This window comes from Actinopolymorpha sp. B17G11 (genome assembly GCF_040196095.1).
Lineage (GTDB): Bacteria > Actinomycetota > Actinomycetes > Propionibacteriales > Actinopolymorphaceae > Thermasporomyces.
The window spans coordinates 12751-32337 of record NZ_JBEFTW010000040.1 but is presented as its reverse complement, the minus strand read 5'-3'; the positions used below and the strand labels follow the sequence as shown (position 1 = coordinate 32337).

Annotated in this window: 27 protein-coding genes and 2 tRNA genes; 11 read left to right on the top strand and 18 right to left on the bottom strand. The window is 66.5% G+C overall.

Features of this window, described 5'->3' with window-relative positions:
- The first annotated feature begins 216 nt into the window (after positions 1–216).
- Entirely contained in the window at positions 217–537 is a 321-nt protein-coding gene (locus ABN028_RS35535) for a DUF3566 domain-containing protein (protein WP_502877613.1), read from the top strand.
- 139 nt (positions 538–676) lie between these two features.
- Positions 677–750: transfer RNA gene (locus tag ABN028_RS29720), tRNA-Ile, on the top strand.
- Between the two features lie 345 nt (positions 751–1095).
- Here the strand turns inward: ABN028_RS29720 and ABN028_RS29715 are convergent.
- On the bottom strand, positions 1096–1455 hold the full coding sequence (locus tag ABN028_RS29715) for a YciI family protein (protein WP_349330335.1): 360 nt from the start codon (positions 1453–1455) through the stop codon (positions 1096–1098).
- Positions 1456–2003: 548 nt separating this feature from the next.
- Entirely contained in the window at positions 2004–2444 is a 441-nt protein-coding gene (locus ABN028_RS29710) for a DoxX family protein (RefSeq protein ID WP_349698897.1), read from the bottom strand.
- Between the two features lie 110 nt (positions 2445–2554).
- On the opposite strand from ABN028_RS29710, the gene ABN028_RS29705 reads away from it, so the two are divergent.
- From ABN028_RS29705 to ABN028_RS29695, 3 genes are all read left to right on the top strand, one after another.
- Complete coding sequence (locus ABN028_RS29705) at positions 2555–3298, top strand: TetR/AcrR family transcriptional regulator (RefSeq protein WP_349698896.1); 744 nt, start codon at positions 2555–2557, stop codon at positions 3296–3298.
- A 243-nt stretch (positions 3299–3541) separates the two neighbouring features.
- A complete protein-coding gene (locus tag ABN028_RS29700) occupies positions 3542–3682 on the top strand; it encodes a DLW-39 family protein (RefSeq protein WP_349330332.1) in 141 nt (46 codons plus the stop codon).
- A 37-nt stretch (positions 3683–3719) separates the two neighbouring features.
- Positions 3720–3795, top strand: a tRNA-Ala gene (locus ABN028_RS29695).
- 91 nt (positions 3796–3886) lie between these two features.
- Here the strand turns inward: ABN028_RS29695 and ABN028_RS29690 are convergent.
- The gene (locus ABN028_RS29690) at positions 3887–4477 is read right to left on the bottom strand and encodes a tyrosine-type recombinase/integrase (RefSeq protein WP_349698895.1); all 591 of its coding nucleotides are present in this window, start codon (positions 4475–4477) and stop codon (positions 3887–3889) included.
- A 3-nt stretch (positions 4478–4480) separates the two neighbouring features.
- Here ABN028_RS29690 and ABN028_RS29685 point away from each other — a divergent pair, with 3 nt between their 5' ends.
- Both ABN028_RS29685 and ABN028_RS29680 read left to right on the top strand, forming a co-directional pair.
- Complete coding sequence (locus ABN028_RS29685) at positions 4481–5182, top strand: GntR family transcriptional regulator (protein WP_349698894.1); 702 nt, start codon at positions 4481–4483, stop codon at positions 5180–5182.
- Entirely contained in the window at positions 5179–5718 is a 540-nt protein-coding gene (locus ABN028_RS29680; protein WP_349698893.1) for a GNAT family N-acetyltransferase, read from the top strand. Before ABN028_RS29685 ends, ABN028_RS29680 begins: the two co-directional genes overlap by 4 nt.
- Before the next feature lie 27 nt (positions 5719–5745).
- On the opposite strand, the gene ABN028_RS29675 is transcribed toward ABN028_RS29680, so the two are convergent.
- A complete protein-coding gene (locus ABN028_RS29675) occupies positions 5746–6108 on the bottom strand; it encodes a hypothetical protein (RefSeq protein WP_349698892.1) in 363 nt (120 codons plus the stop codon).
- A gap of 529 nt (positions 6109–6637) precedes the next feature.
- Between ABN028_RS29675 and ABN028_RS29670 the strand changes: the two genes are divergently transcribed.
- A complete protein-coding gene (locus ABN028_RS29670) occupies positions 6638–7123 on the top strand; it encodes a hypothetical protein (RefSeq protein WP_349698891.1) in 486 nt (161 codons plus the stop codon).
- 1020 nt (positions 7124–8143) lie between these two features.
- Here the strand turns inward: ABN028_RS29670 and ABN028_RS29665 are convergent.
- From ABN028_RS29665 to ABN028_RS29645, 5 genes are all read right to left on the bottom strand, one after another.
- Positions 8144–8482, bottom strand: a complete 339-nt coding sequence (locus tag ABN028_RS29665) for a hypothetical protein (RefSeq protein ID WP_349330331.1) — start codon at positions 8480–8482, stop codon at positions 8144–8146.
- Positions 8483–8726: 244 nt separating this feature from the next.
- On the bottom strand, positions 8727–9089 hold the full coding sequence (locus ABN028_RS29660) for a fluoride efflux transporter FluC (protein WP_349330330.1): 363 nt from the start codon (positions 9087–9089) through the stop codon (positions 8727–8729).
- Positions 9086–9433, bottom strand: coding sequence for a DUF190 domain-containing protein (locus ABN028_RS29655; RefSeq protein ID WP_349698890.1), 348 nt, complete (start codon positions 9431–9433; stop codon positions 9086–9088). Before ABN028_RS29655 ends, ABN028_RS29660 begins: the two co-directional genes overlap by 4 nt.
- Positions 9430–9825, bottom strand: a complete 396-nt coding sequence (locus ABN028_RS29650; RefSeq protein WP_349698889.1) for a fluoride efflux transporter FluC — start codon at positions 9823–9825, stop codon at positions 9430–9432. The genes ABN028_RS29655 and ABN028_RS29650 overlap by 4 nt, the downstream gene beginning before the upstream one ends.
- A gap of 230 nt (positions 9826–10055) precedes the next feature.
- Positions 10056–10643, bottom strand: coding sequence for a dihydrofolate reductase family protein (locus tag ABN028_RS29645; protein WP_349698888.1), 588 nt, complete (start codon positions 10641–10643; stop codon positions 10056–10058).
- Between the two features lie 214 nt (positions 10644–10857).
- Here ABN028_RS29645 and ABN028_RS29640 point away from each other — a divergent pair, with 214 nt between their 5' ends.
- A complete protein-coding gene (locus ABN028_RS29640) occupies positions 10858–12465 on the top strand; it encodes a 4a-hydroxytetrahydrobiopterin dehydratase family protein (protein ID WP_349698887.1) in 1608 nt (535 codons plus the stop codon).
- Positions 12466–12494: 29 nt separating this feature from the next.
- Here the strand turns inward: ABN028_RS29640 and ABN028_RS29635 are convergent, their stop codons facing one another.
- Together ABN028_RS29635 and ABN028_RS29630 are read right to left on the bottom strand one after the other, a co-directional pair.
- Entirely contained in the window at positions 12495–13196 is a 702-nt protein-coding gene (locus ABN028_RS29635) for a M23 family metallopeptidase (RefSeq protein ID WP_349698886.1), read from the bottom strand.
- A 4-nt stretch (positions 13197–13200) separates the two neighbouring features.
- Complete coding sequence (locus ABN028_RS29630) at positions 13201–13671, bottom strand: MarR family winged helix-turn-helix transcriptional regulator (RefSeq protein ID WP_349330323.1); 471 nt, start codon at positions 13669–13671, stop codon at positions 13201–13203.
- A gap of 117 nt (positions 13672–13788) precedes the next feature.
- Here ABN028_RS29630 and ABN028_RS29625 point away from each other — a divergent pair, with 117 nt between their 5' ends.
- The gene (locus ABN028_RS29625) at positions 13789–14013 is read left to right on the top strand and encodes an LPXTG cell wall anchor domain-containing protein (protein WP_349698885.1); all 225 of its coding nucleotides are present in this window, start codon (positions 13789–13791) and stop codon (positions 14011–14013) included.
- A gap of 142 nt (positions 14014–14155) precedes the next feature.
- Here ABN028_RS29625 and ABN028_RS29620 read toward each other — a convergent pair whose 3' ends face one another.
- From ABN028_RS29620 to ABN028_RS29600, 5 genes are all read right to left on the bottom strand, one after another.
- The gene (locus ABN028_RS29620; protein WP_349330321.1) at positions 14156–14476 is read right to left on the bottom strand and encodes a VOC family protein; all 321 of its coding nucleotides are present in this window, start codon (positions 14474–14476) and stop codon (positions 14156–14158) included.
- A 67-nt stretch (positions 14477–14543) separates the two neighbouring features.
- A complete protein-coding gene (locus tag ABN028_RS29615) occupies positions 14544–15485 on the bottom strand; it encodes a P-loop nucleotide/nucleoside kinase family protein (protein ID WP_349698884.1) in 942 nt (313 codons plus the stop codon).
- A 154-nt stretch (positions 15486–15639) separates the two neighbouring features.
- Positions 15640–16023, bottom strand: a complete 384-nt coding sequence (locus ABN028_RS29610) for a hypothetical protein (protein WP_349698883.1) — start codon at positions 16021–16023, stop codon at positions 15640–15642.
- 19 nt (positions 16024–16042) lie between these two features.
- Positions 16043–16507 carry an HIT family protein gene (locus ABN028_RS29605; RefSeq protein WP_349698908.1) on the bottom strand — a complete coding sequence of 155 codons (465 nt, stop codon included), beginning with the start codon at positions 16505–16507 and terminating at the stop codon, positions 16043–16045.
- A 113-nt stretch (positions 16508–16620) separates the two neighbouring features.
- A complete protein-coding gene (locus tag ABN028_RS29600; protein ID WP_349698882.1) occupies positions 16621–16995 on the bottom strand; it encodes a VOC family protein in 375 nt (124 codons plus the stop codon).
- Between ABN028_RS29600 and ABN028_RS29595 the strand changes: the two genes are divergently transcribed.
- Positions 16994–17599 (top strand): DUF1990 domain-containing protein, encoded by a 606-nt coding sequence (locus tag ABN028_RS29595; protein ID WP_349698881.1) that lies wholly within the window; start codon positions 16994–16996, stop codon positions 17597–17599. The two genes, ABN028_RS29600 and ABN028_RS29595, sit on opposite strands and share 2 nt — an antisense overlap.
- Before the next feature lie 13 nt (positions 17600–17612).
- On the opposite strand, the gene ABN028_RS29590 is transcribed toward ABN028_RS29595, so the two are convergent.
- Positions 17613–18548 (bottom strand): S66 peptidase family protein, encoded by a 936-nt coding sequence (locus ABN028_RS29590; protein WP_349698880.1) that lies wholly within the window; start codon positions 18546–18548, stop codon positions 17613–17615.
- A 104-nt stretch (positions 18549–18652) separates the two neighbouring features.
- Positions 18653–19549 carry a PAS domain S-box protein gene (locus ABN028_RS29585; RefSeq protein ID WP_349330315.1) on the bottom strand — a complete coding sequence of 299 codons (897 nt, stop codon included), beginning with the start codon at positions 19547–19549 and terminating at the stop codon, positions 18653–18655.
- Positions 19550–19587: the final 38 nt, after the last annotated feature.

The window sequence follows — 19587 nt, the reverse complement described above, 5'->3', positions numbered from 1 at the left end:
CCGGACGTCCGGCGGCCGGAACCGCAGCGACCGGATCCCACGAACGCCGGCGCCGGTGCGTCCCGTGAGGCGGGCCCGCGCGACACCATCGCCCTCGACAACAACAGCCTTCGCCGCTGGCAGCAACGCCCCGCCCCGCCTCGTCCCGAGCCGCCGGATCGTGCCCGGGTCCGCCGCGCCCGGCTGCGCGCCGTACGTGTCGACCCGTGGTCGGTGATGAAGACCGCCTTCCTGCTGTCGATCGCGTTCGCCATCGTGACCGTCGTCGCGGTAACGGTGGTGTGGTACGTCCTGGATGCCGCCGGGGTCTATGACTCGATCAGCCGGACCATCACCGATGTGCTCGGCAGCGCGTCTGACACCCGCTTCAACCTCGAGGACTACATCGGACTGCAGCGGGTCCTCGGGTTCACCGCCCTGATCTGCGTGGTCGACGTCGTACTCATCACGGCGATCTCCACCCTCTGCGCGTTCCTCTACAACCTTTCCGGCAGCCTGCTCGGCGGCCTGGAAGTCACCCTGGCCGAAGAGGACTGACCGCTCGGCGCACATCGTTTCTGACCTGGTCCCGCCAACCTTCCGCCACGGTCCCCGCCCCCGGCTGTTGTGATCCCGCCCTGGTCGGGCCCGGTTTTGGGTGGACGCTAGGGTTGAGGTAGCGTTCCTTGGCGCGCTGGGGCCTATAGCTCAGTTGGTTAGAGTGCTTCCCTGATAAGGAAGAGGTCACTGGTTCAAGTCCAGTTAGGCCCACCCAGTGTTTCCCCAGGTCAGAGCCATCCACTCCCCTGACCGGCGCGCGGCCACCGATCCCGGTGGGAGAATCTGGTAGATCATCTTCCGCGCTCTCACAAGTGGATGGTCTTGGCTGACTACTCACGCTCGGCTTGGACCGCGGACCGCAGGCCAGGAATCCAGGCCACGAGCTGCGACCGTTCTGGCCCCGAGAGCTCACCTAGAGAGGCCGACCAGTGCTCCTCCAGCGTCTTGCGTGTGACGCTCCATGTTCGGCGTCACGTGATCGTAGACACGGCTAGCGACGTAGCCCAGATAGTGGCATCGCCTGGCTCAGCCCTCCGTTGACGAGTCGCGACCTCGTCACTGGGTTCTGGGCCGCGGCTTGAATCGGCGAACCTCCTGGGGCCAGCCGCACGCTTCCGCGACCTTGCCGGCCCACATCTTGGCGGCATCGTCGTCGGCAACGTCCACCACGGTGAGCCCGCCCAGGAACTCCTTGGACTCGACGAAGGGCCCGTCGGTGAACATCAACGTGCCGCTGGTCGCGTCAGCACTGAAGGCCTCCTCGACTTCCTCCTCCAGCCCCCCGGCGAACACGTACACGCCAGCAGCCTTCATCTCGTTCACGACCGCCATGGCGAGCGGCCCGCGCCCGCGGAACCACTCCTCGGTGTGGTCGCCCACCCACTGCTGGTTGAAGTAGATGAGGTACTCGGTCATGTCTGCTCCTTGTCCCGGCGGCCTCCTCCGGCAGCCTCTCACCTGTTCTACGAACGCCTCGCTTCGGATCCGACAGCCTGCCGGCAAAATCTTCACGGCTATGAGTAGTCCAACCGCACTGATCTGCCACTGAGCGCGCCGTCGACCCCGAAGGCATGATCGTGCATTCCGTCCCGACGTCACCACGATGGCGGAATGGGCTAGAGGCATCGTCCGAACCAGTCAAGGAGTCGGGCCTGTGGTGGAGCCTCCGGGACGCAATGTCCCGCGGGGTCCCTTGCCATACGCGCCGTAGGCAAGCATGTCGTCCAGATGGGATCTGACCAGAGTCAACAGTCGGTCAACAACCAGCGGATCAAGACTCTCGTCGAGATGCGGCCCGCGGAGTAGGGCCCATGGGTGCACCACGGCGGAGCACATGGAGCATGTATATGCCCAGGTCAGAGCCGGTACCGTGGATCCTGGTGTCCGACTCTGACCTTCGTCAGGCGATCACAGCGCTGCCGGGCTCGGAGATCCTTCCGTGCAGCCGGGGATGTTCATCGGCCTCACGATCGTCTGCTCGTCAGCAGTGCCCACAGCTGGGTCGTGCGGTGACGACGACCCCATGCGACGATCGCGACCAGGATGCCTACCGTCGCTGGGATGACCGCCAGGGCAAGGTCTCCGTACACGGCGATGGTCATGATCACCGCGCCGATCATCAGCCCGGTGAATGCCAACGCGGCGAGGCCCGAGAGGATCGGGATCATCAAGGCGACCGCTCCGGCGAGTTCCAGCACGCCGATCAGGACCCGGAACCAGTCGCCCCAGCCGATCGCGTCGAACCCGGCCACCGTCTGTGCCTCACCACCGACTTTGTTGACGCCGCTGAACAGGTACGTGAGGGCCAGGAGTGCCTGCAGCACCCACATTCCGATGTTGGCCCAGCGAGGCGGCGTGGTGGTTCTGATGGCCTGGGTTCCTGCCACTGCTTCGTTCGTTGTCATCGACCGCTCTCCCCATACGTGACGCGTGAGTAAATTGTGTCCCATGGACACTGTGTGTGCTAGACACGGTTCTCGAACACTGGCAAGGCCCGACATGGACGGGAGTACGAATGGCGGACCAGAACGGCAGCCGTACCCTCCAGCTGCTCTGGGGGCTACGGGAGTCTCCGACCCGCGGACCCAAGCCGGCGTTGAGCGTGAGCCAGATCGCCCAGACAGCGGTGACCATCGCCGACGCGGAGGGCCTTGGCGCGGTCTCCATGCAGCGAGTCGCCGGTGAACTCGACTTCACCAAGATGTCGCTGTACCGGTACGTCGCCGGCAAGGCTGAGCTGATCGCGGTGATGATCGAAGAAGCGGTAGGCGACCCGCCCGATCTAGGTGCCGTAGCCGGCGACTGGCGGGAGAAGCTGACGACGTGGGCCCAACTGCTCTGGGAGACCTGGGACCGGCATCAATGGCTGCCCGCTGCCACCGAAGGCGCCCGGCTGATGGGCCCAAAGGAAGCAGGGTGGGTCGAGGCGGCGCTTCGCTCCCTGGGCCGTACCGGCCTCAAGGACGCCGAACAGCTCGCGGTGGTCCGGCTGATCAGCGGCCACATCCGCAACACCCAGTCGACCCGCCGTGCCGGCACCGGCCTTGACCCGGCGCAGTTTGGATCCGAATTCTCATCCGTCCTCGCCGACCACGGTGACGAATACCCGGCGCTCCTGGCGGCCAGCAAGTCTCCCGCCACGCTGGACATCCGATCGTTCGGCTTGGCCCGGATCATCCACGGTGTCAGCCAGTTGATCGAGGAACGGACTCCGAAGGACGTTCCGGGAGGCGCAGGCGGCTCAGGTGACGGGGGTTGAGCTGGCAACTGCGGATAGCGACCCGCAGCCTCTGCGTAGCCACAAGTCACGGTAGGCTCGCAGCGACCCTGACAAGGAAGCGGTCGCTGGTTGCGGTCCAGGAAAGGCCGGTCATCTGGAGCGGGATCGGCGGGTGGGGACGCCTGGCCGTCGGCCACACCCGGGATGTCCGGGTGTTGGTCCGCGTCGGCCAGCCAGGCTTCCGCGATGGGCTGTTGGACCGTTCGCTAGGAGGCTCCACTCATGAGCAAGAAGTTGCTTCTCGTCGTACTCGCCGTCCTGGGCGGCTGGCTCGCCTACCGGCGGCTGCAGGCCGACAAGGCAGAGGAGAGCCTCTGGGCCGAAGCCACCGACACGGTCCCGCCGGCAGGTGGCGTGCGCTGAGCCGGGCGCGGCGAGGTACCCTGCGTCCACACCCCCAGGGGGCGTAGCTCAACTGGCAGAGCACTGCCTTTGCAAGGCAGGGGTTAGGGGTTCGAGTCCCCTCGTCTCCACCACCACGAAACCCCAGGTCAGCCGCCATGGAGCGGACATCTGTCGTACCGCCACCCGGCACCGCAGTTGCCCGGCGTGCCCCCTGCGTGCCCTTCACGCCTCCTCCGCTCGGTCAGATGGGAGCCGAAGTGCACCCGCCAAGTGGACGTTCATCGAGTCCGCGATAGCCCGGTCTCTGTCGTTCGCCGCGTGCAGGTAGATCAGCGCTGCCCGTGAGCTGGCGTGGCCCATCCTCTCCATCAGCTCCCGGAGGTTGGCCCCACTGCTTGCCGCCAGCGTGTTGCCGGTGTGACGGAGATCGTGGAAGTGGACAGGGGCGACGTCAGCCTTGCTCAGGGCACGAACCCAGATGCGTCGGAAGTTCTGCCGCCGCAAGTAACCGCCATACGGCCCGACAAAGACGCGGCCGGACGGACCAGGCTCGGCGAACTTCGAGATGTGCCACCGAAGCGCAGGCAGCAGCTCGGACGGGATGCCCACACGCCGCCGGCCGGCCTCAGACTTCGGCCCCTTGATGATGAGCTGGCCCGTGCTCAGCTCGACCTGACCGTGGACCACCCTGACCCATCCGTCGTCGAGGTCCAGGTCCTGCCTACGAAGTGCCGCCAGCTCACCAAGACGCAGACTCGTGAACGTCGCAAGAAGGACCAGAAGCCGGTACCGCTCCTGCATGGCGTCAACCACACGATGAACCTCAGCGACGGTGAGGACCTGGCGTTCAGGGCCACGGTCATCGGGGAGCGCTACGACGTCTTCCGCAACACCGTCCGCCTGGCGCTGGCGATGCTCGCCAACGAGGGCGCCACCACCAGCGCACCCAGACGCGGGACCTTCGTCCGCGATCGCGTCATGACCACCTATCACGCGAGCTGGGCAGAGTCTCGCGACCGGATGGCCAGCGACCAGTCCGACGCCTACCGCGCCGAAGTCGACCAGCAAGGCCGCGAACCGTCGTACGAGAACTTCGAGATGAGGATCGTCGAGGCCTCCGCCGACCTGGCCCAGCGGCTCGGGGGCGACGAGGGCGACTCGCTGGTCTGCCGTGCGATCGAGCGCCACGTCGACGGCGAGGCGTCCAGCCTGCAGGACAGCTACTACACGATGGACATCGCCCAAGAGTGCGGGCTCATCACGCCGCGCGACATCGCCAAGGGGACGATCCGCGCGATGGCCGACAAGGGCTACGTCGACGAGATCACCACCCGGATGCCCAGCCCCGACGAGGCCCGCAAGCTCGGACTCGGGACCGGTACACCCGTGCTCGTTTACGCCCGCACGACCTACACCAACGAACGTCCTCTCCGGCTCACCCTGACGATCTTCGCCGCGGATCGGAACAGGGTTGTCTACGAACTCGGCGACCTCACCGCCTACCCGGGCGACCAATGATCATCACCCAGGCCGGCGACGGCGACCTGTCCGCCGTCCTCGCCATGCGGTACGAGGCCAGCGCGTGGCTGGCAGAGATCGGCATCGACCAGTGGCGCCAGCACTGGCCCAACAAGGACGCCATGGTCGAACGTGTCGGGGCCAGCATCCAGGCCGGCGAGACCTGGATGGTCCGCGACGACCAGGGCCAGCTCGCAGCCACCGTCGCGCTCGACAGCTACGCCGACCCCCACCTCTGGGCACCTGAGGAGATCGGCGAACCGGCGATGTACCTACACCGCCTCATCGTCCGCCGCCCCTACGCAGGACTCGGAGCCGAGATCCTCGACTGGGCATCCGCCGAGGCCGTCAAGCTGGGCAAGAGATGGGTACGCATCGACGTCTGGACCAACAACCGCTCGCTCCACCGCTACTACCAGCGCAACGGCTTCCAGCACGTCCGAACCCTCGACAGCGACTACCCCTCCGGCGCCCTCTTCCAGCGCCCGGCCAATACCACCGACTGGGACGGCAGCGGCCGGCTCAAGGAAGTGTGAGGCGGCGCCACTGGTCGCACACGGAGCTCATGCCGGCGTTGTCGGCAAGCCGCCTGCTCCCGCCCTGCCGGCTGACTGTGTGGCGACGTACCAGCGGCGGGCGAGGACGATCCCGCCGGCGCCGACCAGTCCAACCGCTGGTATCCGCACCAGCCATCGCAGCTCGTCGCATTGGGACGCCGGCGGGTCAACGATCCTAATCGCGCCGCCGGGCTGCCGGTCAGCCAAGTCGTTCACGCGTGCGTCGTTCACGCGTGCATACTCCCGCTCGTAGCTACTCGGGACGAAGGCCGAGCCACAGTCGTAGCCGTAGCTGGTGAAGGGTACGAACCCGGCGATCAGCCCGACGCCGAACAGGACCGCACCGACGATGCCAAGTCTCGTGGCCATGACCGGAGAGTATGTGCGTACAGCAGCCAAGAGAAGACCATCGCTGACCGGAACTGAGTCCGGAACGCCGGCGAAACAGGTTGGCCGAACACGACGAGTGTCAAGCATCAGGTGGCACAGGACACAGGGCGTCATCTCTGCATTGCTGAGTTGACCTCTATGAGATCAAGGGCGCCGCTGACGCGGCGCACCGCCCGGCTGCCGCCCTTGCGGGCGGCCGTGGGCGGCCGTCCTCGGGCGCGCCGGGCGGACCAGCGGCAAAGGATCCCCAGAGAATGCGGGGGCCGGGCTGGCAGCGGTTCTAACCGTCCCGTCCTCCTCGCACGCCAGTCTCCGGCCTCCACTCCACGCGTCAAGACCGCCTTCGGCGTCACAAGTGATCGGCTCCGCCGAGTCTTGACCCGTTCCGTTGCGGCCTTCAATCTGGCTGGCTGCGAGGACGACGGGGGCCTATGGTCGACGTCGTACCCGGCCACGGCTGGCGACCAACGTGATCTGCATACCGGCGCGCAACGTTGGGAGGTTCGGCATGAGCAGTCGAGCCCGGAAACAGATGCGGCTACAGCTGAGCTTCGACGCCGCTCAGGAGTACGGCAAGCAGCACCCAGACGACTTCGGCGGCATCTACTGGGATGAGTCCCCCGTCATGCACGGCGCGTTGCTGTTCACCGGACAAGTCGAGGACCACCGCCGCGCACTCCGCCACCTGGTGCCACACCCAGACCGGATCGAGGTTCGACCCTGCCGCTACAGCCAAGCCCAGAACATGGCCTGGCAGGACCAGATCCGGCAGCGGATCCACGGCCGCTGGACCAGCCTGTCAGTCACCACGTTCGGACCGTCGCGTACCGACATCGGCTACGTCCCACACGTGTGGATCTGGCCGTGGTCGGAGGAAAAGGCCGAACACATCCGCCAGGAGCTTGCACCGATCCCCGTCGAACTCGGTGCCCAGCCGGGCGCCGTCAACCCCGAACTAACTCCACACCCTCGTCCGCGTCCTCGCCCCCGTTAATCAAAGAGCACCCAGCCGTGAGGGCGTGCAACCCGCCTATAGTCGCTTGTATGGAGGGTTCACCGCACAACTCTGGTCGACCACCGGCAGGTCAACCGATCGCGATCGCCACTTCATCATGGAAGCCCGGTGATCCAGGCAGGCGTGCGCGAATCAGTGGTGCACTAGGAGCAGAGGCCTCCGGCTGCCCCTTCCTTACCGATCACGGGGGAAGTCGGCTCTGGGTGGTCTGGCCGGACGGCTTCACAGCTCGCGTTGGCCGCGACGGCAAGGTGGAGCTTGTTGGACCAGACGGCTTGGTTGTGGCCAGAGAGGGCGACCACATCCAAGCCGGAGGAGTGCGAGCGGGGATCACCACCACGAAACCCATGCCATGCATCCCAGCCGGTGTCGTCCTCACCTACGTCCAGTCCAAGATCACCGTCGAGCCCATGCCGACAAGTTGACTGCTTGGTTGGTCCGAGGCCGGCGTGCCCTCCACGTGCCCCAAGCCAGAGCCAACCATGGTCTGCAGCGGTCAATGACGGTCACAACGAACAGTCTCGCGCGCCTGCATGGTCTACGCTCAGCGCAGCCTGAAGGACCGACGTGCCTTTGCAAGGCAGGGGTTAGGGGTTCGAGTCCCCTCGTCTCCACACGTACAAATCCCCAGGTCAACGCCCGGATGGATTCCCGAGACTTTCCACGTGTCGGACGTCGCGACCGTTCCGCGCGGCCCTCGCGCGTCCGCCCTGTGCTGGAAGGGGAGCCGAAGGGCACCCGCTCCCCGCCTGCACCGTGGGATGGCCGGATCCCAGGTGGACGTTCAACGAGTCCGCAATGGCGCGGTCCCGGTCGTTCACTGCGTGCAGGTAGATCAGCGCAGCCCGCGCTGGTGTGACCCACCCTCTCCAGCTCGCCGCCACCGTCGCGCTCGACACCTACGCTGATCCCCACCTCTGGACACCTCAGGCCGCGGACTGCAACGGCAACGGTGGCTTCAACGAGGTGTAACACCGGCCCACTGGGGCCAGACTGAGCTCACGTCGGAGTTGTCGGCCAGCCTGCACGCGCTCTGCCGGCTGACTGTGTGGCGACATACCAACGGCTGATGAGCACAGCTCCGCCGGCCGCGACCAGTCCGAAGGCTGGCATCCGCACGAGCAGTCGCAGGTCGTCGCATTGGGACGCCGGCGGGTCAACCGTCGGGCGGCCGGGCTGCAGGTCAGCCAAGTCGTTCACGCGTGCAAACTCGCGCTCGTGGCTACTCGGGACGAAGGCGGAGCCGCAGTCGTAGAAGCCGCTTGTGAAGGGCACGAACCCGGCGATCAGCCCGACGCCGAGAAGGATCGCACCGACGATGCCGAGTTTCGTGACCATGACCGGAGAGTATGTGGGGCCGACAGGCATGAGAAGACCGTTGGTGACAGAAACAGACGTCGTGGCTGCGATCTCGCCACCTGTGTGCGCGTGAAGGCATCGTCCGTCGGACCCGTGCGTGCGGTCAGAACCTGAGCGCTCAACGCATCCGGCCTATCACCGCGGGAGGGCCGAGTCACAAGAACCTGACGCCGCGCGAACTTCGGACCGCTAGGCCGGGTGCAGTCAACATGCGCTCGCTGCGTCAGCCATGGATGGCTCGGGCAAGGAGCAGTCCGGTGTAGCCGGCGCCGAGTCCGGCGGCGACACTGGCCGCCGCGTTGAGGACGGCGTACAGACGCGCGCCGTCCTGGGTGAGTCGTAACGTCTCGTATCCGAACGTGGAGTACGTGGTCAGCGCCCCGCAGAATCCGATGCCAGCAAGGGACATGACTCCGCTGGGGGCAGGTAGTCCGGCCAGCAGGCCGAGGAGGAGGGAGCCGGCGACGTTGACCGCGAAGGTGCCCCAGGGAAACAGGCTGTCATGGCGGGCACGTACGGCCTGGTCCACCAGATAGCGCAGCGGCGCACCGATCGCGGCGCCGAGCGCGACCAGCAGGATGGTCATCGCGCCCCGCGCCCCCGGCCGACGTAGCGGATCACTTCAACTGGCTCGACGATGACCAGCCCCTCACCGATCAACTCGTCGAGCTGAGGGAGGAACGCCCGAATGCGGTCGGGATCGTCGACGATGACGATGATGAGTGGAAGGTCTTCGCTCAGGCTGAGGATCCGGGTGGTGTGGATGTGGTTGGAGGCGCCGTAGCCCTCGATTCCGCGGAGTGCGGTGGCGCCGGCCAGGCCCGCCTTGTGAGCTCGGTGGATGATCTCGTGGTACAGCGGCCTGTGGTGCCACTGGTCAGTGTCGCCGACAAAGATCGTCAGCCGCAGGGCTTGACCCTCGAGCTTCATGAGGACTCCTGGCGTCGTCGGGCGATGGTCTTGTGGGTGAGCGTGGCGCCGATCCACACCGCGGACAGTGCCAGGAGCAACGTGCCGGCCAGGTAGGCCAACCCGGTCCGCGGCCCCTCGGCTGATGTACGGATGGCGTCGAGGATGTAGGTCGAGAACGTCGTGAACCCGCCCAGTACCCCAATCCCCAGGAACGGGCGCAGCAGCCGTCGGCCGGTCCATACCTGCTCGAGGAGCACCATCAACACACCAATGAGCAGGCATCCAGAGACGTTGATCCCGAACGTTGCCCACGCGAACTCGCCGGGCCTGTGAGGGAAGGCGACGGACACGCCGTAGCGGACCAACGAACCGAGCACCCCACCCGCCGACACCGCCGCCAGCACCGGCATCGCTCCTCGCGACCGCTGGAGCCGACGGGTCCGAAGCGGTAGATCATCGCTGGCGGTGGCCGGACGAGAATGCATCGGATCGGGCATATGGGCCTCCTACCAGCAACACGCGCTCTCCACTGGCAGGGACCGTTGGCGGCATACGCCGCAGTTCTCCCGAACATGGCCGGGGCGGCGGGCCCCACCGCCGCGGTCCCTCGCACAGACGGACCGCTCGCAGCCTAGCGGGCTCAGCGCCTGACTGGGTATCGCAGGTGAAGGGCACGGTGTCCCTGGACGACGATCGGGTCCTCGAGGAGTTGGTGGCCCTTTTCCAGCTTCGTGAAGTAGGGGATCCCCTCGCCGAACAGCACTGGCACGAGGCTGACACACACCTCATCTACCAGACCGAGGGCGATTGCCTGTTGGGTGATCGCCGCACTCGCGATGGTGACGTCCTGGTCGCCGGCGATCTTTCTGGCCTGGGTGATCGCGGCTTCGACGCCGTCGACGAACGTCGTTCTCGGCCACCTCTTGGCGGCGTCCTCGGGTGCGCGATGGGTGACCACGACGACGGGAGCGCCGACCGGATGCTTGTCTCCCCAACCGTCGGCGATGTCGAACAGGCGTCGGCCGGAGACGAGTGCACCGGTGTTTCCGGTCAACTCTCGTAGCACCTCCGCACTGGCATCGTCGACCTGGAAGGAAACGTCCTCATTTGGGTTGGGCACGGTCACGTCCCCGGCCTCGTACCAGTCGAACAGTTCCCGGGGGTGATCGTTCGGATCCGCGATGAACCCGTCCAGCGACATCGTCATGTGGGTGAGCACCTTGCCCATCGTGGGCCTCCTCTGCTTGTCAGCTGTCACTCGTACCGACCTCCCATGACCGGGAAACTCATCGGCACCGGAAGGGACGGCGTGACACCGGCCAGGAGTTCGTGCCGCTCAATCGGCAGGGAGCACGTGGTAAGTCAGGTATGCGACCTGGCCAATCTGTTCGACGTTCGACAGCGAGAGCCGTGACGAGGTGAGGTGGCCAGTAAACAAGGGCTTGCCACTCACCAGCATCACCGGCACGACACCGATGAACATCTCGTCCAACAAGCCGGCATCGACGAACGCCGTGGCATGCACTCGTAGGTGGCGGCGCCCGTCGCCAACGCGCCAATCTCGGCGACGAACGACGACACGTCTCGACTTCCCGGATCGATCTCGTAGCCGGGCGGTAATAACCGCAAGAAGCACACTGGATACGCCTGCGGTTCGAAGCGCCAAACCCGAAGGGGTTCCGCGGGAGGTCACGGGCTGGCATTCTGCGGCCATGCCCGACGTGAGACTTACCGCGAAGCAGTTCCAGGAAGCTGGTGGCACGGAGGACTGGCGCGTGCTCGCCGTCGGGGCGAGCAGCTGGTTCGATGCGCCGTCTCATGCGGCTGGTGCGGAGCTGCTGCGCGGCATCGTCGCTCTGGTCGACGATGGCGCACCGCAGCCGGACGTCGACCTGCGCCCGAGCGGAGTCCACGTACGGATTCCATCCGGCCCGACCGGCCTGTCGGCCGCGGACGTGTCGTTCGCCCGTGCGATCTCGGATATCGCCCGGGGCCTGGAGCTCAGGGCCGATCCAGCGGCGCTCCAGTCCGTACAGCTCGCGATCGACGCTGTCGACACGAAAGCGGTGATGCCGTTCTGGCGGATTGTCTTCGGTTACGAGGAGTCGGAGGACGGCCTCACCGACAGCCTGCGCCGGGATCCGGGAATCTGGTTCCAGCAGGCCGATCAGCTGCGTCCGCTGCGTAACCGGATCCACGTCGATGTCGCTTGGGCGGACGACATCGACAACACGCGACGTGCGGAGGTGCTGGCCAACGGTGGTCACGTGGTCAACGACGAGCGCCCGTGGGTGATCGACGACCCCGAGGGAAACGAGGCCTGCCTCCCGCTCGGGCCGACCGCAGCCCTGGGCGACGACCCGGAAACTCAAGACTGGCGGCAGATGGGCAGCGCGATTACCTGCTACCCGACAGGCTCTTTCCGCGAGTCGGTCGACCTTGCTACGGCCGTTGCCCGCCTCGCCGACGATGCCGGGAAGGGGCTGATGGTGGACGTGCGTCCCGGCTGCATCACGCTCGACTCCGGCAAAGACCAACACGAGACCGAGAACTTCGGCCTCGACGAGGGGTTCATGGAGCTGGCTCGTCGGGCGCAGGCCGCGGCCCGTGGGATGGGGCGGCCCGCCGATCCCTCTCCCCGCCGACGGTTCCTCCAGATCTCGATCCACGCCGTCGACGTTCCAGCGGTGCGGCCGTTCTGGATGGCAGTACTCGGATATCAGCAGGGTCCTTACCAGCGTTTACTTCAGGACATCTACGATCCACGCCGGATCAACCCGGTGTTCTGGTTTCAACAGATCGACGCCAAGGACGTCCATGACGAAGCGCGGCGGGCGCAGCGCAACCGGATCCACGTCGACCTGTTCGTCCCCGACGACCAGGCACAGGCCCGGATCGACGCCGCGCTGGCAGCCGGCGGCCGGATCGCCAACGACTCCGAAGCACCCGCGTGGTGGACCCTCGCCGACCCCGAGGGCAACGAGGTGGATGTCGCCGTCGCATCCGGACGCGAGGAGGCACCTCGTCCGACGTCGCACGCACCTGCCTGAGACCTTGCGCTCAGCGTCCCACGCACCGATCAGGTGCCCATGTCCGAGGCAATGATGGGCAGCGGTTCGACCACGGCGCCCTCCTCGGGGAGGCCAGACTCGCGGATCTGGAAATGATCCGCCCTTCGCGACCACTCACGGAAGCGCCGAAATGCCATCGGAACGCCTCGAGCAGCAGAAGCGTCCGGGCCGTCCATCACTTGTACGTGCACATGCGGGTGAGTCGAGTTGCCGGAGTTGCCACAGTCCGCGACCCGCTGCCCCGCCGTCACCTTCTCGCCGACCGTCACCCGAACGGAACCGGCCCGCAGGTGGGCCAGGGCAACGAATGCGCTCTCGTGCCGCATCGCGATGACCAGGTGGTTGCCGGCCAAGGCAGTTACACCCTGGCGGAGGCGGGCAGCCTGACCTAACGCGTAGGGCACGAGGGCCAACTGCGACCGGCGCGCCACGTGATCGATCTCGCCCTGGTGCACCTGGACGACGACGCCGTCTGCGGGTGCCAGGACTGGTCGGCCGTAGGCGAAGAACCGCTCCACCGGTTCGGTGGCGAGAAGAGTTCGCCAGTCACGGCGCTCTGCGACACGATGGCGGTGATCGACACCGATGAAGTCGATGGCGTACCGCCCGCCCATCAGGTCCGTACCGTGACTGGGAACCCGCCCGGCAGGACTGTTTCTCGCAAGCCAACGGCCCTCGAACGGCAACGAGATCACGATCTCCGGAGTCACACCGTCAGCCCGTCTTGGTAGTGGACGTGCCGGTCGAGGAGGAGCTGAGGATCTCAGCCAGCGCAACCTTCACGTCCTGGAACCGGTCACGTCCGACGATGCCGTCCCACCGAGCCTCCAGGTCGGCGAAGAAGCTGGTCGCGACCATGGCGGCGCTCGTACCGCGGTCGGCGTAGACGACGACCCGGCCTCGACGGTCGACAGGATCGGGGACCCGCCGCACGTAGCCGTGTTGCTCGAGGTGGCTGACCAGATCGCTCATCGCCTGAGGTGTCATCCCTGCTCGGCGCGCCAACTCCGTCGGCCGTGTGCCCTCGCAGTCCATGAGCCGGAGGACGTTGAAGCAGTGGGTGGGTCGCAAGTCCTCATACCCGGCCTCGATGAGATGGCGGTGCAGGTCGTCGAGAAGTCGGTCGAAGACCTGACCGATGAGCTGGGGCAGGAACAGAGTCTCACTTGCCGGTTGTTCGGTCACCTTATAAGTTTACCTTCTAAGGGCACCTGTATATATCAACCGTAACCGAAAGGTCGAGCGATGTCATACCCCGAACCTCCCACCCCAGAAGGTGTCCGAGCGCGGGCGAGACCGGCGATGACGTGGCGCAGGGCCGCCCGGGTGAGCGTGGGAGTAGCCATGACGCTGCTCGGCCTGTTGTGGGTCCTTCAGGGTGCCGACCTCGTTCGGATTCAGCCCATCGCGTGTGTGGCTGACTGCCGACCCATGACCGGTGGATCATTCGTGTGGTTCGCGGTCGGTGCGCTGACCCTGCTCGGCGGGCTCGTAGTGCTCGGTGTACGACGGCGCCGCCCCCGCTGAACGGCGCTCACAACCCGGCGGGAAGAACCAAAATTCCTGGGGCGCGGTTACCGCATGATCGGGCAAACTAACTCCGCGCGTGTATCCGTTGTCCGCGGTGAGCCCGAATTGATCGGGACCGCGACGGGATTGCCTTCAGCTATTAACCGATGACGCAGAAGAGGTTGCCTTCCGTATCGGCGAGAACCACGAAGTCGGCACCTTCTGGATACACCCAGTCCACTCGCTTTGCGCCGAGTGAGATGAGCCGCTCGACTTCAGCCTGCACCTCTTCTCCCTCGTCCACCCACAGGTCCAGATGGGTCCTGTCATCCTCGTCCAGGTGAAGGCGGGCGCCCTCGCCGTTCGCAGGGATGAGAAACGCTGGATTGCCGTTGGGAACGTATCCGAGGGCATTGCTCCAGAAATCAGCAGCCCGGTTGATACTCGAAACCTTCAACACGATCGATCCGAGACTCACCATCGCCGTAGCATCCCATGATCTGGGTGGAAAGCACTACAGCAACTGCCAGCAGAAAGGTCCTTGACGCCTAACGACCAAGATGATCGAGAACGGCCGCGAGATTGCGATCCCGTGGCTGTATCGAATCGATGATCAACGCCTCTTCGTCCCAGGAAGGGAACTTCGCGAGGCGTTGCGCGACGTTGGTCCAGTCGCCGCCATCGTGCCAGCCGGGGATACCACGCTGGCGGTCCTCGACGCGGGCGCGATGGACTTTCGGGTCTGAGCACGTACACACGATCACCTTGAAGTCGGCGTTCGAGCGCCGGGCGAGGCTGCGCCAACGTACGCGGGTGGCGTGGTCCTCGACGGGGGTGTCGAGGATCGCGGACTGTCCGAGCGTGAGCTGGCGTAGGGCGAGGGTGGTCAGCTGTTCCACTCCGATATCCCACAGTTCTGCGAAGTGACGTCCACCGAAGGGTGTGAGCGCACCCAGCAGCCAGTCGATCGCGAAGACTGGGATGTTGAGCTTCCGCCCGGTGGCCTCTGCGATGGTGCTCTTACCACTCCCCGGTACGCCGGAGAAGATCACGAGTGCGGTCCGGCGCCCGGATTGCGCGCCGTCCTGGCCGTCGAAGTCGGCGAAGTCGGCGAAGTCGGCGGAGTCGGCAAAGTCCATCGGCAATCGAGGCGTCAGGCCGGCCGGAACCATGCCGAGAATCCACGTCATCGTGATGCGGTGCGGCGGCTCAGGTTCGACCTCGCAGCTGAGGACATCGACGTCGCCGTCCGGCCGGCGCAAACGAGCCTTGGCGGTGTGGTCGGAGACGTCGACACCAACGACCACCACCGGCGCGTACGTCTGTGTGCGGGTTCGTACCCGGTCCACGAAGACATCCGGTGCCACGACCGCCGCGAACTCCGGTGCCAGCGCCGAATCCACGTCTGCGCCCCAGTCCTCGGCGCCGTCAAGTCCTGCGAGGATCCACTCCAGCCGTTCGACGGCTGGTGTCCTGTGTAGGCGGATCATGATTCCCCCAGCTTCGACCTGGCACCGAAGTGTATGCGCGCCAGGTGGCTCGCGGGTGGGTGCGCTGGGGCGATGGTGGACCGCCTGCATCGAGACTCCCGACCATGACCCGGATCTCGCCATGACTCACATCTCCCCAGCGTGATTGCCCGCGTCACGATGTCGTCCGTTCGGGCGCGTTCACGCGCACGAGCAGCTCGCGTTGCGTGACTGCGGTTTCGTCAAGCCGGTCGACGATTTCGGCGGCCGTCTCGGCTTCGAATACGTTGTCGGTGATCACGGCGTCGAAGCCGGCTCGGCGGTACAGGCTGGACACGGTCATGGCAGCTGCGTAGCGCAACGTCAACTGCTCAACGGCTCCTGGTGGCGGTGGCACATCCATCGGCACGGCGCCGGAGACGACGAAGCGCTGCATGGCGTCGCCGTCGATGTGCACGGCTCGTGACAGCAACGAGGCAACTTCGTGGCCCACGGTCGTCTTGCCGGCGGCGCTGGCTCCGGTGATCAGCAGCAGCCGACCGATGACGGGATCCGGCATGCACTCTCCCGACGAGATGTCAGACGGCGAACTCTCTGTGCTTCGGTGAGTTCGTGCCCGGCGAGAGGTGGGGGCGCAGCCGATCTGCGATGCCGTCGGTCTCGGCGATCGAAAGTCTGGGGACCTCGCCCCACTCCGTTCCTCCGCCGGGCAACGTCCCGGCCACGTGAATGTGCAGGTGCGGAACGGACTGGCGCGCTGACACGCCGTTGTTCTGCCACACGGCTACGCCTTCGACGTCGAAGGCTCCTACTATCGCGGCCGTTGCCCGCTGGGTCAGTTCCAGCAGCGGCGCGAACTCGTCTGGTTGGAGGTCGAGCATGGTGGGCCGGTGAGCAGTCGGAATCGCCAGCAGGTGGCCGATACCGCGCTGCTCCCTCGTGACCAGGAGGGCTACCGTGGCGGAGCGCTCCAGGATGGTGTACGGGCGGTGCCCGAGCAGGAAGACGCAGAACGAGCAGTCGTCCTGGGCAGGAAGGATCATCGCCACGGGGAGAGTGTTACCGGTGCGATCCCTGAAGTCCAGCAACGTGTCCCCGCGTGAGGGTCATGACTCCACTCCCTCAGGTCGCCGCCGAAGGGTGTCGAACGCAGCGATCAGCCAGAACGCTCGGCGGCGCCGCGCTCCACGCAGAACTCGTTCCCCTCGATATCGGCGAGGGTCACCCAACCCCTGCCGTCCGGCACGCGGTGGTCGCCGACCAGCGTCGCGCCCAGGGCAAGCAGCCGCTCCACCTCCTCGTCGCGGGTGCGGTCCCGCGGCTGGAGATCCAGGTGCACCCGGTTCTTTACGCCCTTGGGCTCGGGCACGGTGACGAACAGCAAGGCGGCGCCCGTCGTGGTGACCAGCGCTTCAGAGTCACCCGGCTTGTCCTCGTCGGAAACCGCACTGTCGAGGACCTTCGCCCAGAACGACGCCAGCTGGTAGGCGTCGGCGCAGTCGATGGTCACGTGTCGTACGAGAGATGCCATGCACCAGACCCTACGACCCTGTTTCGGCAAGACTGGTGGTGTGTGGGTGATGCTGCGCGTTCCACCACTCGCGGAACTCGCCGAGGCTGAGGTGACCTACCCGGAGGTCGGCGCCACCGCGAGCGAGCTACCGGCCGGCTACCGGCATGTGGTCCGGAGGGCAGAACTGGGGCACGGGGACGACGTCTTCGAGCGCTGCGGGCAGGCCGTCCTGTCCTGGCAGCTGCATCGGGGTGCGGGCCTTCGCGTCCACCCGAGCCATCCTGTCGCGCAGTCTGACGCCGTTGTCGCGGTCGTGTTCGGCGTCGGCAACGTCGGAGTCGTGGCGCCGTGCCGGGTGATCTATGTCGTACGCGAGGAGAATCGGCGGGGTTTCGCCTATGGGACCCTGCCCGGCCATCCCGAGTCCGGCGAGGAGTCCTTCGTGGTGTCGCGCCAGCCCGATGGCTCCGTGGTCCTGGAGGTGACCGCGTTCTCCCGTCCGGCGAATCCGTTGAGCCGCTTCGGCGACCCGGTGATCCGACGGATCCAGGACTGGGTGACGAATCGCTACGTCACCGCGACCAGAAGGGTCGCCCTCGCCGCCGAGCGGCCCACTCGTTAGGTCGTGGTCCGGGCTACCGCACACCTGCGGCGACCGTCAGGGTGCCGGCCGCCGTGTCGACGGTGGCGTTGGTGCCGAGCGGCAGGGTGGGCAGATGCGGGTTGTGCGCGTGACCGATAGGCAGCCCGCCGAGGACGGGAACGCCAAGCCTGGTGAGCCGGTCACGGAGTACGTCGATGATCGTCCACCCTCCTCGAACCGTCTCCTCGAAACCCGGGAACTGCCCGACCGCGACTCCGCGGAGCCCGTCGAATGAGCCTGACTTCATGAGCTGGGTGAGTTCCCGGTCGACCTGGCCGAGCCCCGTGCCTTTGACGTCCTCGATGAACAGGATGGCGCCGTCGAGGCTGGGCAGCTCGACGCCGACTTCGCCGCGGACCTCGCTGAGGTTCCCGCCCATGAGGAAACCGCTGGCGCTGCCCTCGACCGTGACCGCGGCGGTGGGTTCGGCCGGGTCCTGGTGGACCGTGATGGGGTCGGTCGTCATCAGCGCCCGCCGCAGCGACTCCGCCGATGCCGGCCCGGTGTATTCGTCGTACCAGTTGACGAACGGGCCGCTCAGGCCGACCAGCCGGCACCGCCGCCACAACGCGAGATGCAGGTGCGTGATGTCGCTGAATCCGACAAGGGGCTTCGGGTCGCGTCGGGCGGCGGCGAAGTCGAGGTCACCGGCGATCCGGTAGGCACCCTTGCCGCCCGTGGTCGCGAAGATCGCGCGAACGCCCGGGTCGCGAATGGCCTCGTTCAGGTCGGCCAGACGATCCTCGTCCGCTCCCGCGAGATAACCCACCTGATCGAAGGCGTGCTCGCCGATCTCGACCCTGAGTCCCCAGCCCGTCAGCAGTTCCTCGCCGCGCTTGACCCCATCGCGGGTCGGCGGACTGGCCGGCGAAACGAAGCGGACGCGGTCCCCGTGCTCGAGGCGGGGTGGAACCAGCGCGGTGCGCATGCCGGCGAAGTCTGGCACGGGTCGCCGACAGTCCTGCGTACGCCGGATGTGCAGACCACGGGGCTGGTGACGCCAGTCGACATAAGCCCCCGAACGTCCTGGGATCAGACGCCTCCCGGCCACGAGGGCCGCTCTGTGCTGTGGCCGAGGCCGAACCGCTCCGCGTCGTCGCCGCCCGGATGCCCGCTGCCGGGCGTACTCGGCTGGTCCTCCAACAACCGCAACGCCAACTGCAGGGCGTCACGCAGGGTCGAGCGCGACCGGAGCTGCCCGAGGTCGACGCCGAGGTTCACCATGGATTGGGCCACCTCCGCACGTACGCCGCTCAGGATGCTCACCGTGCCCATCAGGGCGACTGCGCGAACCGTGTTGAGCAGGTGCTGGGCGAGGACGGAGTCGATGGTGGGTACGCCGGTGACCTCCAGGATGATGACCTTCGCCTGCGTCTCGGCGATCGTCGCCAGCAGCCCTTCGGTCAGGCGGGCCGCGCGGCGAGAGTCGAGGGTGCCGATGATGGGGAGGACGAGTACGTCGTCCCAGACCTGGACGACCGGCGTCGACAGCTCGAGGATCTCATCCCGTTGCCGCTGTTGGCGTTCCTCGATGTCGCGGCGTTCGGTCTCGTCACGGGTGACCGAGACGAACCCGGTCAATTCACCGGTGTCGCGGCGAACCGGCGCGAGAACCACACCGGCCCAGTACTTGTCGCCGTCCTTGCGCCAACGCCATCCCTGGAACTCCGACCGGCCGACGTCCTGCGCGGTCCGCAGGCGGCGCTCGATCTCGGGCCGGTCGTCATCGGCGTAGAACATCGAGGCGGGCTGGCCGAGGACCTCCGCCGCCGTGTAGCCGGTCAGGGCTTCCCCACCAGCACTCCAACTGGCGATACGTCCGGACATATCGAGCATGGTGACCTCGAATGCCGTAATCGCGGCCAACATCGCCTCGATCTCACGGATTCGTTCCGCCGGGTCCTCTGACCGCTTTTGCACGCCAGGCATACCGCGACACCCCCTCTTCCCTTCATACCTCACGTGGA